Source organism: Streptomyces sp. NPDC060000 (assembly GCF_042737375.1).
Taxonomy (GTDB): domain Bacteria; phylum Actinomycetota; class Actinomycetes; order Streptomycetales; family Streptomycetaceae; genus Streptomyces.
In genome coordinates, this window is record NZ_JBHWUU010000051.1 from 1 (window position 1) to 13,882 (window position 13,882).

The window sequence follows — 13,882 nt, forward strand, 5'->3', positions numbered from 1 at the left end:
TGGGGGGTGTTCGTTTGGCCCGGGCTGGGGGGCGGCTCGGCGGCGGGGGCGACCCCCACGCCGATCACGTCAGGACGCGCTGGGGGTCCAGTCCCCCAGCCAGTCCGCGACCTCCTGGTTGGCGGCCTGCGCGTCGGTGAGCTGAGGGCGGTCGGTGCTCGCGGCGCCGGCCCCCGCGCCCTTGTTCCGGTACTCGGCGAACCGGTCGTCCTTCCAGGAGAAGCCGCTCATGTCGGTCCAGGGCGCGGTCCTGATCGCGGCGCTCAGGGTGGTGTTGCGGACGGTGGCCTGCGGGTCGAGGCTCGCGTCGCCGCCGGCGTGCCAGGGGCGGCCGAGGTAGAAACTGCGGTCGGAGACGTCGCCGTTCACCGTGGAGTTGGCGATCAGGATGCCCTTGCGGTTCGCGGCGGTGCTGGGGGCCGTGACATAACCGGCCGAGGTGCCGTTCCAGCGCTTCTTCAGCGTGATGACCGACTTGTCGATCACCGCGGTCGCGCGGCCGAAGATGAAGTCGACGTTGCCGACGACGTAGGAGTCGGAGATGTAGACGCGGCCCAGCTTGTCCTTGGACGCGGTGTCCACCAGCAGGGTGTCCTGGTCGCCGCTGACGATGACGCCGTCCAGGAACACCTTGTCGGCGGAGGTCCGCAGGGCGACCGCCTGGCCGGCGATGTCCTGGTGGGCGGCCTCGTCGAAGTCGTTGGAGATGGTCAGGTTACGGGCCTGGAAGTCGTCCGCGTCGACGGCGACGGTGGCGCTGCCCCCGGTGCCGTACGTGCCGGAACCGTCGGGCTTCGGCGTACCGGACGCGTTGTCGTAGACGATCGTGGTGTCCTTGCGGCTGCCGCCGGTGCCCTGGATGGTGACGTGCGGCTTGTTGGAGGGCACCTTGACGAGCTCGCGGTACGTGCCCGGTTTGACGGCGATCACGACGCGCGAGGGGTTGTTCGCCGGTACGGCGTTCACGGCGGCCTGCACGGTCGTGTACTGCCCGCTGCCGTCCTTGGCGACGGTGAGCGTGGTGGCGGCCGCCGCCTTCGTGGTGGCGGTCGTCGTCGTGGCAGCCGTCGTCCCGATGGAACTGCGCGGGCCCGCACCGGACTTGAGAAGCGCCGGCACGTCGGCCGCCTTGTCGAGGCTGTAGCCGTAGTACGTCTTCGGGTCCCAGGCGGCCCCCGTGCCCCCGCTCTCGTTCTTGCCGGTCGTGCCGGAGAACACGTTGCCGCGCTGGACGAGGGTGGCGGTGGCGTCCCGGACGACGGGGTTGGTCAGGCCCTGGAAGTAGGAGTTCTCCAGCACCATGTTCGTTTTGCCGCGCGAGTAGTTGCCGTAGGACGACTTGATGTCGGTCCCCGCCACGTCCTCCAGGAAGTTGTTGTACAGGTGCGCGTGGGCGACGTTGTCCGTGGAGGGATTGCGCTGCTCGGTCTCGCGGACCCAGTTGTGGTGGATCGTGATGTCGGCGGTGACGTTGTCGGTCCAGCCGATGCCGAACGCCTTGTTCTCCTGGCTCAGCTTGTTCCAGGAGACGGTCAGGTAGGTCGTGTCCTTGCGGCTGTCGATGAGCCCGTCGGCCATGTGCCGGATGTCGTTGTGGTCGATCCAGACGTGGTGGGCGCCGTCCATCTGGATGCCGTCGTAGTCGTGTTCCTTGTCGTTCCAGACGCCCTGGTACGCGTCCCGGATCGTCAGGTTCCGGATGATGACGTTGTGGACGCCCTGGCCGAGGAAGAAGCCGCCGCCGACGATCTGCCCCGAGGTCCCCGACCCGACGATCGTCTTGTCCGACTGGACCTTGATCTCTTTCCCGACCGGGTCCATGGTGATCGTCGCGGCGACGACGATGACGTACGGCTCGGCGGCGGTCGCGTACTTCTCCAGGTCGGCGAGCGTCTTCACGGTGACGGTCTTGCCGTCCCGGCCACCGTAAGTGCCGTTCTGCCCCAGGGCGTTGACAGAGGCGAAGCCGTCGGCGGTGGCGGTGGCCCAGGCGGGCGTGGCGGCGGTCGCGGCCGAGGCCTTCGCCTGCCCGGCCGCGCCGAAGAGGCCGAGGTCCGTGCCGTAGGCGAGGGTGCCTGCGGCGGTGAGGACGAGGGGTACGCCGATCGCGAGGGCGGTCCTGCGCCTGCGGTGACGGGGCTTGGTCCTCGTCGTCCTGGCCGACGAGGTCATGTCGGCCGACGAGGTGGCGTCGTCCGATGCGGCCGTGTCGGCTGACGTGGTCGTCGTGGACGACGAGGTCGTGTCGGCCGACCGGGTCGACCGGCGGCGGTGCTCGCTCATGCGGCTGCCTTCCGTGCGGGGTGGGGGAGTTGATCGCTCCTGGGTCGCCGCCCGGATCGGAAAGGTTGCCGAACTCACGGAAATGGTCGAGGAGATTACCGCCCGAGGGCCGTCCGCCCCCCGCACGGCCTATACGGCGGTGGCGGGATCCTCCGGCGGAGGGGTCGGTGCCCCCGGCATCCGGACCGTCGCCACCGTGCCGCCACCGTCCGCGCGGGCCAGGGTGACCTGCCCACCGGCCTGTTCCACGGTACGGGCGACGATCGAGAGCCCGAGGCCCGAGCCCGGGAGGGCCCTCGCGCTCGGAGAGCGCCAGAAGCGGTCGAAGACGTGCGGGAGTTCCTCGGCGGGGATGCCGGGGCCGTGGTCGCGGACGGTCAGCGTGCCATGGCTCAGCCGGACGTCGATCGTGCCGCCCTCGGGGCTGAACTTCACCGCGTTGTCCAGGATGTTGACCACCGCCCGCTCCAGCGCGGCCGGCTCCGCCCGGGTGTACCAGGGCTCCAGCGACGCCGTGATGGTCAGCTCCGGGCCACGCAGCCGGGCCCGGCGCAGCGCCGACTCCACCGCGTCCTCCAGCGGGACCACCTGCACGCGCTCGCCGCGCTGGCCTTCGGAACGGGACAGTTCCTGGAGGTCGCCGATGAGCGACGCCAGTTCGGTCATCTGCGCCTTCACGGAGGCGAGGAGCGCCTTGCGGTCCGCCTCGGGGATCGGACGGCCCGTCTCCTCGCTGCGGGTGAGGAGCTCGATGTTGGTGAGCAGGGAGGTGAGCGGGGTGCGGAGCTCGTGCCCGGCGTCCGCGATCAGCTGCTGCTGGAGCTCACGGGAGTTGGCGAGGGAGGCGGTCATGGAGTTGAAGGAACGGGAGAGACGCGCGATCTCGTCGTCGGTCTCGTCCTCGACGGGGATCCGGATGCTCAGGTCCTCCGTCCGGGCCACGTGCTCGACGGCCTCGGTGAGCTTGTCGACGGGCCGCAGCCCCGCACGCGCCACGGCGAGACCGGCGGCGCCGGCGCCGAGGACTCCGATGCCGGAGACGAGGAGGAGGATGAGTGCGAGGTCGTTGAGGGTCTTCTGGGTCTCCTTGAGGGACACACCGAGGACCAGCGCGTAGTCGGGGTAGAGCTGGGTGTTGGGTCCGAAGCCCACCGTGAGGGGAGTGGTGCGTACTCGCACGTCTTCACCATCGGCGTCGGTGCTGTCGTGGAAGGTACTCATACCCGGCTCGGGATCTGCGGCCATGCTCTTGTCATGACCGGTGACCTTGACCGTGCCCGCCGACTCGGGAAACACGCAGACGGTGCCGTCCGACTTCACCACCTGCACGTAGTAGTCCCTGGGACGGAAGCTGTTGGACGAATCGCTCGCGTCCTTCGGACAGGCAGCCAGCAGAGCCGTGACGTCCTGCGGTTTCAGGCTCACGTTGGCACTGTCGAGCTGCGTGTCGACCTGGTCGTACAGCTTCCCCTGCACGATGAACCAGCACGTCACCGAGACCGCCGCCACCGCGAAAGCCACAGCGGCAGCGACGAGCAGCGACAGCCGGGCCCTGATGGGAAGGGTCCGGAACCGCCGTACGACCTTGTTCACTCCGCCCCGCCCTGCCGCAACACGTACCCGACGCCCCGCACGGTGTGCACGAGGCGTGGCTCGCCGCCCGCTTCCGTCTTGCGGCGCAGGTACATCACGTACACGTCCAGGGAGTTGGACGACGGCTCGAAGTCGAAGCCCCAGACCGCCTTCAGGATCTGCTCACGCGTGAGGACCTGGCGCGGGTGTGCCATGAACATCTCCAGGAGGGTGAACTCCGTACGGGTCAGTTCCACGGGGCGTCCGGCACGGGTGACCTCACGGGTCGCGAGGTCCATGCGCAGATCGGCGAAGGTGAGGGCCTCGTCGTCCTCCACGGCGCCCGCCCCGGCCGCCGCCGCGTAGGAGCTGCGCCGCAGCAGGGCCCTTACGCGGGCGAACAGTTCGTCCAGTTCGAAGGGCTTGACCAGGTAGTCGTCCGCCCCGGCGTCCAGTCCGGTGACCCGGTCGCCGACCGTGTCGCGGGCCGTCAGCATCAGGATGGGCGTGGTGTCACCCGCCCCGCGGATGCGGCGCGCGGTGGTGAGGCCGTCCATCCGCGGCATCTGGATGTCCAGGACCAGCAGGTCGGGCCGGTAGGCCGTCGCCTTCTCCAGCGCGTCCGCGCCGTCCACGGCGACCTGCGTGTCGTAGCCCTCGAAGGCGAGGCTGCGCTGGAGTGCTTCGCGCACCGCCGGCTCGTCGTCGACGATCAGGATGCGCTGGGTGTCACGGTCGCCTTCGGCGGGGCTCATGGGCGTGGATTCCTCGGATGCGGTGGGACGACGGGAGGCCGGACCTGCTGAACGTGCTGAGTGTCCTCAGCCTCGCATGGTTCCCGGTGTGCGCGTAAAGGGTGGGTTGGGGCGGGATCAGCCGCGCGGAGATCAGCCGCGCATCGCCGCGAGCCGGTTCAGCGGCACCTTGCGCTGGTGCGGGCGGGCCGCCGTGGTGCGCAGGCCCATCAGCTGCGGGGCCGCCACCTCCGGCGCCCGGGTCGGCGCGACCGGAGGGTGCAGCTCGTACGCCACGTCGAGGGCCAGGCCGAGGTCGGCCGCACCGAAACCGGTCACCGTGTGCGAAACCTGCTTGATCATGACGTACTCCCTGGCTCGGTGGTGGTTGTTCAGCTGTCGGAGCCGCCGGCCCGCAGCATGGCGAGGTCGGCCTTGACGGTGTTGACCGGGATGGCGAAGCCGAGGCCGACGCTGCCGGCGTCGGAGGAGGACGAGTCCGCCGCGGCGGAGTACATCGCGGAGTTGATGCCGATGATGTTGCCGCCGGCGTCGATGAGCGCGCCGCCGGAGTTGCCGGGGTTCAGGGAGGCGTCCGTCTGGAGCGCCTTGTAGGTCGTCGTGGACGTACCCGTGTCACCGTTGAACTGCTGGCCGCCGAACTGGAACGGCCAGTTGCCGTCGCCGCCCTGGCCGCCCTGGCTCTGGCTCTGGCTCTCGTCGGTCGAGACGGTCACGTCGCGGCTCAGCGCGGAGACGATGCCGCTGGTGACGGTGCCGGTCAGGCCTTCGGGGGAGCCGATCGCCACGACCGTGTCGCCGACCTTGACGCCGTCGGAGTTGCCGAGGGTCGCCGGCTTCAGGCCGGACGCGTTCTCCAGCTTGATGAGCGCGAGGTCCTTCTTGCTGTCCGTGCCGACGACCTTGGCGGTGTACGACTTCCCGTCGCTCGTCGACACCTTGATCGAGGTGGCGCCGGAGATGACGTGGTTGTTGGTGACGATCTCACCGTCGCTGGTGATGATCACGCCGGAGCCGGTGGACGTCCCGTTGCTGAGCGTGGCGCTGACCTCGACGACGCTCGGGCTGACCGCCGCCGCGATGGTGGCCACGTCGCCCGTCTTGCTGGAGGGCACCACGCTGGTGGTGGTGGACGAGGAGACCACCTGGTCCTTGCCGGTCAGCTCCTGGATGCCGTAGGCCGTGCCGCCGCCTATCGCGGCCGCGACGATCGCCACGGCGGCGAGCAGCGCGAACGGGCCGCGGGCACGCTTCTTCCTGGCGCCAGGCGCGGGCTCCGAGGCCACGGGGGTGAGGAGAGCGGTTCCGCCGTGGCCGCCGCCGTTGCCGTCGCCGCCGGCTGCCTGGGTCTGCCACACCGCGGTGGGCTCGACGACCGGCTGCTGGTACGCGGGCTGCTGCTGCACCGACTGCTGCTGCACGGGCTGCGTGACCGGCTCGTACGCCGGCGGCGGCGGCCACTCCGGGTTCACCGGGGAGGAAGCCACGGGGGAGGCGGAGGCGTGCTGCTGGGCGCCCTCGTACGGGGCCTGGTACGGGTTCTCGAAGTTCTCGTACTCGCCGCTGCGGCGGATGCTCTCGGTCATGGAAAGAAGCTTCGCCCCCGACCATGAGAGCTCCCTGAGTGCTGGCTGAGAAGCCCGCCAGAACCTCGTATGCCCGATATGAAGAGCGATCCCGAAGTCTCGCGCAGCCTCTCAGACGCGTCTCATGCACGGCTCACCCGGGCCAGTCAGCGGTTCGCACATGACCGGAAACGGCCGGGAACGGCCGGAACCGCTGAGAGCGGTTGCAGCGGACCTACGGACCTACGGACCCGTGTGCGGGGCGGGTTACTCGCAGCCGCAGGACTGCCGGACCACCAGCCGCGACGGGAACACCTTCAGCCGCTCGCGCCGTGACCCGGCGACCCGCAGACCGTCGTCCAGGACGAGATCGACCGCCGCCCGGGCCATCGCCGAGCGGTCCGACGCGATCGTTGTCATGGGCGGGTCGGCCAGGGCCGCTTCCTTGATGTCGTCGAAGCCGATGACCGCCAGCTCGCCGGGCACGTCGATGCGCAGCTCGCGCGCCGCGCGCAGCAGACCGATCGCCTGGTCGTCGGTGGAGCAGAAGACGGCCGGCGGCCGGTGCGGGCCCGCCAGCAGTTCCAGGGAGACGCGGTAGGCGTCGTAGCGGTTGTACGGCGCCTCGAAGAGCCGGCCCTCCGTGCTGAGGCCGGCGTCGTCCATCGCGCGCCGCCAGCCCTCGACGTGGTCGGAGACCGGGTCGCCGACGGAGGGCGTGTCCGCGGTGCCGCCGACACAGGCCACGTACTCGTAGCCGTGCTCCAGGAGGTGGCGTACGGCGACCTGGGCGCCGCCCAGGTCGTCGGTGACGACGGCGACGTCGTCGATGGCCTCGGGGCGCTCGTGCAGCAGCACCACCCGGGCGTCCCAGGCGTCGATCTCCGCGGCCGCCAGGTCGTTCAGCGCGTGGCTGACGAGGATGAGGCCCGAGACGCGCATCCCGAGGAACGCCCGCAGATAGTGGACCTCGCGCTCGGCGACATAGTCGGTGTTGCCGACCAGCACCATCTTTCCGCGCTCGGAGGCGGCCTGCTCGACCGCGTGCGCCATCTCGCCGAAGAACGGCTGGCGGGCGTCCGGGATGATCAGGCCTATGAGGTCGGTGCGCCGCGACGCCATCGCCTGGGCGACCCGGTCGGGCCGGTACCCCAGCTCCTTGATGGCGGCGAGAACACGCTCGCGCGTGGCCGGTGCGACCGGCCGGGGTCCGTTGTTGATGACATAACTGACGACGGCGGTCGAAGTCCCCGCCAGCCGCGCCACATCATCCCGAGTCACCTTGGCCACCCGCGGAGTCTACGCGGATGGACCCGCTCTGGGCAGGGCGTACAGGTGCTTCCCTGTGCGCGGGCGACGCCCTTCCCGAGCGGATGCCGGGCCTACCGGCGGGTACTACGCCTCTGCCGGGATCTCTTCGGTGTCCAGGGCGGTCGCGTTGTCCGCATCCTCCGCGTTTGCCCGCTCCGACCGGTCCGCCTTGGCCTTCGCGTCGTCACTTCCGCGCTCCCCCTTCTCAGGGGTAACGAATCGATAACCGACGTTCCGGACGGTTCCGATCAGCGACTCGTGCTCGGGGCCGAGCTTGGCGCGCAGCCGCCGTACGTGCACGTCGACGGTCCGGGTGCCGCCGAAGTAGTCGTAGCCCCAGACCTCCTGGAGCAGCTGTGCGCGGGTGAAGACCCGGCCCGGGTGCTGGGCCAGGTACTTCAGCAGCTCGAACTCCTTGAAGGTGAGGTCCAGGACCCGTCCCTTGAGCTTCGCGCTGTAGGTCGCCTCGTCCACCGACAGGTCGCCGTTGCGGATCTCCATGGGGGAGTCGTCGTTGACGATCTGCTGGCGGCCCATGGCCAGCCGGAGCCGGGCCTCGACCTCGGCCGGTCCCGCGGTGTCCAGGAGCACGTCGTCGATGCCCCAGTCGGCGGTGACGGCGGCGAGGCCGCCCTCGGTCACGACCAGGATGAGCGGACAGCCGGGGCCGGTGGACCGCAGCAGCTGGCAGAGGCTGCGCACCTGGGGCAGGTCGCGGCGGCCGTCGATCAGGATGACGTCGGCGCCCGGGGTGTCGACGAGGGCGGGGCCTTCCGCCGGAGCCACGCGGACGTTGTGCAGCAGCAGGCCGAGGGCCGGAAGGACCTCCGTCGACGGCTGGAGAGCGTTGGTCAGGAGCAGCAGAGAACTCATACGTCTGGTTCCTCCTCGGTCCCTGCGAGGACATTGCGGCACTGCGGCTTTGCGGCACTGCTCTGCGATCCCGGGGGCCCGTACACCTGAGGTCACCTGGTGTTTCCCACCCGGTTCCCATTTCGTATACAACGCTTCCGAAAGCACAAAAGGACCCGGGGGCTACGCTGCCCGAGTCCTCTGTCCAGCAGAATAGCCCACATGAGCAGCGGTCCGGCAGGTCATGTGGCTCGTTCCACCGTTCGTCCGAATGCCGAGACGGGCACGTGTGCACCATTGCGGACGTTTCTGCCCACCGCCGACGGGATTTCCGTCGATTCCGTATACGAACCGGGTGCGGTCGTATACGACACCTCCGAGCCACCCGCCGATCACCCGGTGTTCGTCGTGGCCCACGGGTTCACCGGGGACGTGGACCGCGCCCGCACGTGCGGCGCGTGGCGTCCGCCCTCGCCCGGCACGGCGCCGTCGTGACCTTCTCCTTCCGGGGGCACGGCCGCTCCGGCGGACACTCGACGGTCGGCGACCGCGAGGTCCTCGACCTGGCCGCCGCGGTGGAGTGGGCGCGCTCGCTCGGGCACGCGCGTGTGGTGACCGTCGGCTTCTGGGGGCACCTCCCACGCCCTTGAGGCAGTGGGGGAGGGCGGCTCGGTGGTCCTGCGGCACGCGGCGCTGTACGAGGGGACGGTGGACGCCGTCGTCTCCGTGAGCGCCCCCGCCCGCTGGTACTACCGCGGCACGGCCCCGATGCGCCGGCTGCACTGGATGGTCACCCGCCCCGAGGGCCGCCTGGTCGGCCGCTGCGGTTTCCGCACCCGGATTCACCGCCGGGACTGGGACCCCGTTCCGCTGTCCCCGGTAGAGGCGGTCCCGAAGATCGCGCCGTCCCCGTTGCTGATCGTGCACGGCGACCAGGACGGCTACTTCTCCCTCGACCACCCCCGGATGCTGGCCGAGGCCGCCGCGGGGCACGGCGAACTCTGGGTGGAGCACGGCATGGGCCACGCCGAGCACGCGGCCGACGACGGCCTGCTGGCCCGCATCGGGGACTGGGCGGTCGCGCGCGCGGGCTAGCCTGACCGTGTACACAGCCGATCGATTGAGGAACCTGATGCCCAAGGTCACGGTGCGCTACTGGGCGGCCGCCAAGGCCGCGGCCGGGGTCGCCGAGGAGTCGCACGACGCGGCCACGCTCGCCGAGGCGCTCGACGCCGCGCGTGCGCGACACCCCGGCGAACTCGTGCGTGTCCTGCAGCGATGCTCGTTCCTCGTCGACGGTGATCCCGTGGGCACCCGCGAACATGAGACGGTACGGCTGGCCGACGGCGGCACGGTCGAGGTGCTCCCGCCGTTCGCAGGAGGTTGAGATGACCGACCAGCCGTACGACCACCAGGGCTACGAGGGGTACGAGGGCCACGACGGGTACCAGGACTACGACCCGTACGCCCAGCAGCAGCCCCGGCGAGCCCAGGAGCCCCAGCAGCAGGCGTGGCCCGGGCAGCAGCAGGGGCAGGGGTACGAGGACCCGCAGGCCCACCTCCAGCACACGCAGCAGTGGCAGGGCCAGACCTGGGAGACCAGCGTGCAGGCGCCGGTCACCCCGGCCGACCCGGCCCGGACCGCCTACCTGCCCCCGCAGACGGGCGAGACGCCGATCTACGGCGACCAGCAGTCCGCGTACGGCGACCAGCGACTCGTGTACGGCGACCAGCAGTCCGCGTACGGCGACCATCAAGCCGCGTACGGCAACGCCCCTGTGTACGGCGGCCCCGGGGCGGGCGCGGCTCTGCCGCCGGAGAACCACGCACAGGCGGGAAACCACGCGCAGCCGCAGAACCACCCTCACGCGCAGAACCACCCCCACGCGGGGAACCATGCCCAGGGGCAGAACCACGCCGAGGCGGGGAACTGGCAGACCCCGGGGCAGAACCACGCCGAGGCGGGGAGCTGGCAGACCCCGGGGTCTCAGCGGGCTCCTCAGGCCCCTCACGTACCCACCGCGCCCGCTCCGTCCTCTAACCGTGCCTTCGCCGCCGCCCCAGCGGGCGCCCCCGCGCACGACCAGGAACCTCGCACCGGGAGTACCGGCATGACCTACGGCCCCGCCACCCTCGCCGGCAACGCCCGCGTCACCGACGCCCAGCGGGCGCGCCTGGAGGGGCGTTCGCCGATCATCGAGCCGGGGATGCAGCCCGCGGCGCTCACCGCCGTCCTCGGTCTGCTCCTGTCCGGTGCGGCGGCCGTCGGCTCGTACGCCCTGCTCGTCCCGCTCGTCGCGCTCCAGGCCGTCACGGCGGCGGGCTGGTTCCGGCTGAACGGCATGTGGCCGGCCCGGCAGGGCATCGCGCTCGCGTTCCTGGGCGGGCTGGTGTCGGACGTGGCGCTCCTCGCGGCGGGCCGGGAGAACGCGCCCGCCGCGATCTTCGGCACCCTCGGCGTCTGGGTCCTGCTCTGTCTGGTGCTCCAGCTGCGCTCGCACGCCGACCCCGACGAGCGCATGTACGGCCTGATGGCGACCGTCACGTCCTCGGCGCTGGCCGTCCTCGCCACCGGGCACCTCGGTGCCGAGCCGGACGCGGTGACGGTCGGCGCGGCCGCGGTGGCGGTGGCGGTGCTGGCCCGGGCGCTGCCGTTGCCCACGCCGGCCTCCGTCGTGGTGGCCCTGGTCGCCGCGGCGGGCGCGGGCATCGCGGTCGGCGGGATGACCGGCCTGGGCGCCAAGGGCGCGCTGCTCGGCGCGGGCGCCGCGGTCTGCGCGCTCGTCGGCCACCGGGTCGCGAGCTACGACTACCCCTCCCGCTTCGTCCACCTCACGGCGGGCGTGGCCCTGCCGTTGGCCGCGGCCGCACCGGCGGTCTACGTGCTCGGGCGGGCGCTGGCGTAACGGGTAAGGAGCGAACAGCGGTGATGGTCTGTCACAGGTGATCGACAAAGCGGCGGCGCCGCCGCCGCGCGGGGTTACCTTGAACCGTTGTCAATGAACCGTTCAGGCCATCCGGGTGGGGGAACTACCGCATGCGTGCGCTTCGAATACTGCTGGTCGTCGTCGTGGTCCTGGGCGGCCTGTTCGTGCTCGCGGACCGCCTCGCCGTGAACTTCGCGGAGGGTGAGGCGGCCGACAAGCTGAAGGCCAACGAGGGCCTCGCCGCCACCCCGGACGTGTCCATCAAGGGCTTCCCGTTCCTCACCCAGGTCGTGGGGGGCTCGCTGGACGACGTCGAGGTCGGCATCAAGGACTACGAGGCGGCCACCGGCACCAGCGGGCAGACCATCCGTATCGACGACCTCCAGGCGGACATGAAGGGCGTCGAGTTCTCCGGCGACTACAGCTCCGCCACCGCCTCCAGCGCCACCGGCACCGCGTCCATCACCTACGCCGAGCTGCTGAAGACGGCGAAGTCCGAGCCGACGCAGGTGATGCAGGGTGTCACCGCCAACGTGGTCGGTCTCTCCGACGGCGGCAACGGGAAGATCAAGGTCGCCGTCGAGGCCACCGTGCTCGGCACCAAGCTGCCGCAGCCCGTCTACGTCCTGAGCACGGTCACCGTCCAGGGCGACACCGTCCGGGTGCACGCCGACTCGCTGCCCAGCTTCGGCGGGGTGCGGGCCGCCGAGAGCGAGGTGCGCTCGATCACCGACTTCCAGCAGAAGATCGACGACCTTCCCGGCGGGATCCAGCTGGACAAGGTGCAGGCGGGGAAGAACGGTGTGGACATCTCGGTGAAGGGTTCGAACGTCAAGCTGACCGGGTAAGGCTGACCGCTGGAGCGGCCGGTATCGGCCAGGACCGGCCAGGACCGGCCAGAACCGGTCAGGCTGGCCTCCGTCCACCTGGATCGAGCTCCGGTGGACGGTGAGTGTCCGACAGGCGAGACACCGCCGTCCGCACCGTAGAGGTGACGACGGACACAAGCGCCCGGAAGCCGTGGGACGGCGGCTCGGGCGCTTGTTGCGTCCCATTATCCGGACGATCGCATCTCACCATTCGGCTTGCTGGTGACATGCCCACCTGTCCGTCCCTACGATCGTCGGCATGATGCAGCGACAGGCGGATCTCACGAAGCGGCGGGCAGTAGACCTGTGCCGCGTCGCCGCCATGCTCTGTCGCACCTTCTGAGCGGAAGCGCCGCCGGCCTTCCGCGCCTCCAGGCGCCCTCGTCCGAGGGCATCCGTGCGCCGGCCGCCGGCGAGACCCGGCCGCGCACCTCTCTTTCTTGCACACCCCCGCCGCAACTGCCCCGGAGGAGAACGAGCATGAGCCGCAGTGACGTCCTGGTTGACGCCGACTGGGTCGAGGCCAACCTCGACAACGCCGACATCGCCATCGTCGAGGTCGACGAGGACACGTCCGCGTACGAGAAGAACCACATCCGGAACGCCATCCGGATCGACTGGACCAAGGACCTCCAGGACCCGGTCCGCCGTGACTTCGTCGACCAGGAGGGCTTCGAGAAGCTCCTGTCGGCCAAGGGCATCGCCAACGACACGCTGGTGATCCTCTACGGCGGCAACAACAACTGGTTCGCGTCCTACGCCTACTGGTACTTCAAGCTGTACGGCCACGACAACGTCAAGCTTCTCGACGGTGGCCGCAAGAAGTGGGAGCTGGACGCCCGCGAGCTGGTCGAAGAGGTGCCCGAGCGCCCCGAGACCTCCTACCAGGCCAAGCCGCAGAACAAGTCCATCCGCGCCTTCCGCGACGACGTCGTGGCGGCCATCGGCTCGCAGAACCTGGTCGACGTCCGCTCGCCCGACGAGTTCAGCGGCAAGCTGCTCGCTCCCGCGCACCTGCCGCAGGAGCAGTCGCAGCGTCCGGGCCACGTCCCGTCCGCCCGCAACATCCCGTGGTCGAAGAACGCCAACGACGACGGCACCTTCAAGTCGGACGACGAGCTCAAGGAGCTCTACGCCGACGAGCAGGTCGACCTGGCCAAGGACACCATCGCGTACTGCCGCATCGGCGAGCGCTCGGCCCTGACCTGGTTCGTGCTGCACGAGCTGCTGGGCGTGGAGAACGTCAAGAACTACGACGGCTCCTGGACCGAGTACGGCTCCCTCGTCGGCGTCCCGATCGAGCTCGGCGCCAACAAGTAATCATCCCAAGACCGACCTGAACGACCTCTGGAGAAGCACATGTGTGGAGCGAAGGCCGGCGGCCCGGACGCCTCGACGATCAAGCCCGGTGAGACCACGATCCAGGGTCAGGTGACCCGGGACGGTGAGCCGGTGACGGGCTACGTCCGTCTGCTGGACTCGACCGGCGAGTTCACCGCGGAGGTCCCGACCTCCGCCACCGGACAGTTCCGCTTCTACGCGGCCGAGGGCACCTGGACCGTTCGCGCCCTCGTTCCCGGCGCCACCGCCGACCGCACGGTCGTCGCCCAGCAGGGCGGCCTCGCGGAGGTCGCGATCGCGGTCTGAGCCCAGCCTCCGACCACGAACAGACGGAAGGGCCGTGCCCACGGGTGGAACACCCGGGAGCACGGCCCTTCCGCCGTTCCCGGCCCCGCCGGATCCGCCGC

The 13,882-nt window shown here is 70.5% G+C and carries 13 protein-coding genes and 1 pseudogene; 7 read left to right on the plus strand and 7 right to left on the minus strand.

Translation table 11 applies throughout. The annotated features are described in order from the left end of the window. Positions 1-69: 69 nt before the first annotated feature. From ACFWBB_RS25230 to ACFWBB_RS25260, 7 genes are all read right to left on the minus strand, one after another. A complete protein-coding gene (locus tag ACFWBB_RS25230; RefSeq protein ID WP_385276933.1) occupies positions 70-2,172 on the minus strand; it encodes a pectinesterase family protein in 2,103 nt (700 codons plus the stop codon). Between the two features lie 240 nt (positions 2,173-2,412). Next, positions 2,413-3,876, minus strand: a complete 1,464-nt coding sequence (locus ACFWBB_RS25235; RefSeq protein WP_385276742.1) for an ATP-binding protein — start codon at positions 3,874-3,876, stop codon at positions 2,413-2,415. After that, the gene (locus tag ACFWBB_RS25240) at positions 3,873-4,610 is read right to left on the minus strand and encodes a response regulator transcription factor (protein ID WP_385276745.1); all 738 of its coding nucleotides are present in this window, start codon (positions 4,608-4,610) and stop codon (positions 3,873-3,875) included. The genes ACFWBB_RS25235 and ACFWBB_RS25240 overlap by 4 nt, the downstream gene beginning before the upstream one ends. A gap of 132 nt (positions 4,611-4,742) precedes the next feature. Beyond that, positions 4,743-4,952: a hypothetical protein gene (locus ACFWBB_RS25245; protein ID WP_054243831.1), complete on the minus strand. Its 210-nt coding sequence runs from the start codon at positions 4,950-4,952 to the stop codon at positions 4,743-4,745. Between the two features lie 29 nt (positions 4,953-4,981). Next, entirely contained in the window at positions 4,982-6,196 is a 1,215-nt protein-coding gene (locus ACFWBB_RS25250; protein ID WP_385276749.1) for a S1C family serine protease, read from the minus strand. 246 nt (positions 6,197-6,442) lie between these two features. After that, entirely contained in the window at positions 6,443-7,465 is a 1,023-nt protein-coding gene (locus ACFWBB_RS25255) for a LacI family DNA-binding transcriptional regulator (protein ID WP_385276752.1), read from the minus strand. A 105-nt stretch (positions 7,466-7,570) separates the two neighbouring features. After that, positions 7,571-8,359, minus strand: a complete 789-nt coding sequence (locus tag ACFWBB_RS25260) for a winged-helix domain-containing protein (protein WP_385276755.1) — start codon at positions 8,357-8,359, stop codon at positions 7,571-7,573. 201 nt (positions 8,360-8,560) lie between these two features. On the opposite strand from ACFWBB_RS25260, the pseudogene ACFWBB_RS25265 reads away from it, so the two are divergent. The 7 genes and pseudogenes from ACFWBB_RS25265 to ACFWBB_RS25295 all read left to right on the plus strand — a co-directional run bounded on the left by ACFWBB_RS25265 (position 8,561) and on the right by ACFWBB_RS25295 (position 13,781). Beyond that, a pseudogene (locus tag ACFWBB_RS25265) lies at positions 8,561-9,433 on the plus strand (alpha/beta hydrolase). A 37-nt stretch (positions 9,434-9,470) separates the two neighbouring features. Then, positions 9,471-9,725: a MoaD/ThiS family protein gene (locus ACFWBB_RS25270; protein WP_385276758.1), complete on the plus strand. Its 255-nt coding sequence runs from the start codon at positions 9,471-9,473 to the stop codon at positions 9,723-9,725. 1 nt (position 9,726) lies between these two features. Further along, positions 9,727-11,244: a hypothetical protein gene (locus tag ACFWBB_RS25275; RefSeq protein ID WP_385276760.1), complete on the plus strand. Its 1,518-nt coding sequence runs from the start codon at positions 9,727-9,729 to the stop codon at positions 11,242-11,244. A gap of 131 nt (positions 11,245-11,375) precedes the next feature. After that, on the plus strand, positions 11,376-12,113 hold the full coding sequence (locus ACFWBB_RS25280) for a DUF2993 domain-containing protein (RefSeq protein WP_385276762.1): 738 nt from the start codon (positions 11,376-11,378) through the stop codon (positions 12,111-12,113). A 283-nt stretch (positions 12,114-12,396) separates the two neighbouring features. Next, positions 12,397-12,477, plus strand: a complete 81-nt coding sequence (locus ACFWBB_RS25285; protein WP_351007875.1) for a putative leader peptide — start codon at positions 12,397-12,399, stop codon at positions 12,475-12,477. A gap of 137 nt (positions 12,478-12,614) precedes the next feature. Continuing rightward, positions 12,615-13,454: a sulfurtransferase gene (locus tag ACFWBB_RS25290; RefSeq protein ID WP_020130363.1), complete on the plus strand. Its 840-nt coding sequence runs from the start codon at positions 12,615-12,617 to the stop codon at positions 13,452-13,454. Between the two features lie 39 nt (positions 13,455-13,493). After that, a complete protein-coding gene (locus ACFWBB_RS25295) occupies positions 13,494-13,781 on the plus strand; it encodes a DUF1416 domain-containing protein (protein ID WP_010351646.1) in 288 nt (95 codons plus the stop codon). The last annotated feature ends 101 nt before the right edge of the window (positions 13,782-13,882 follow it).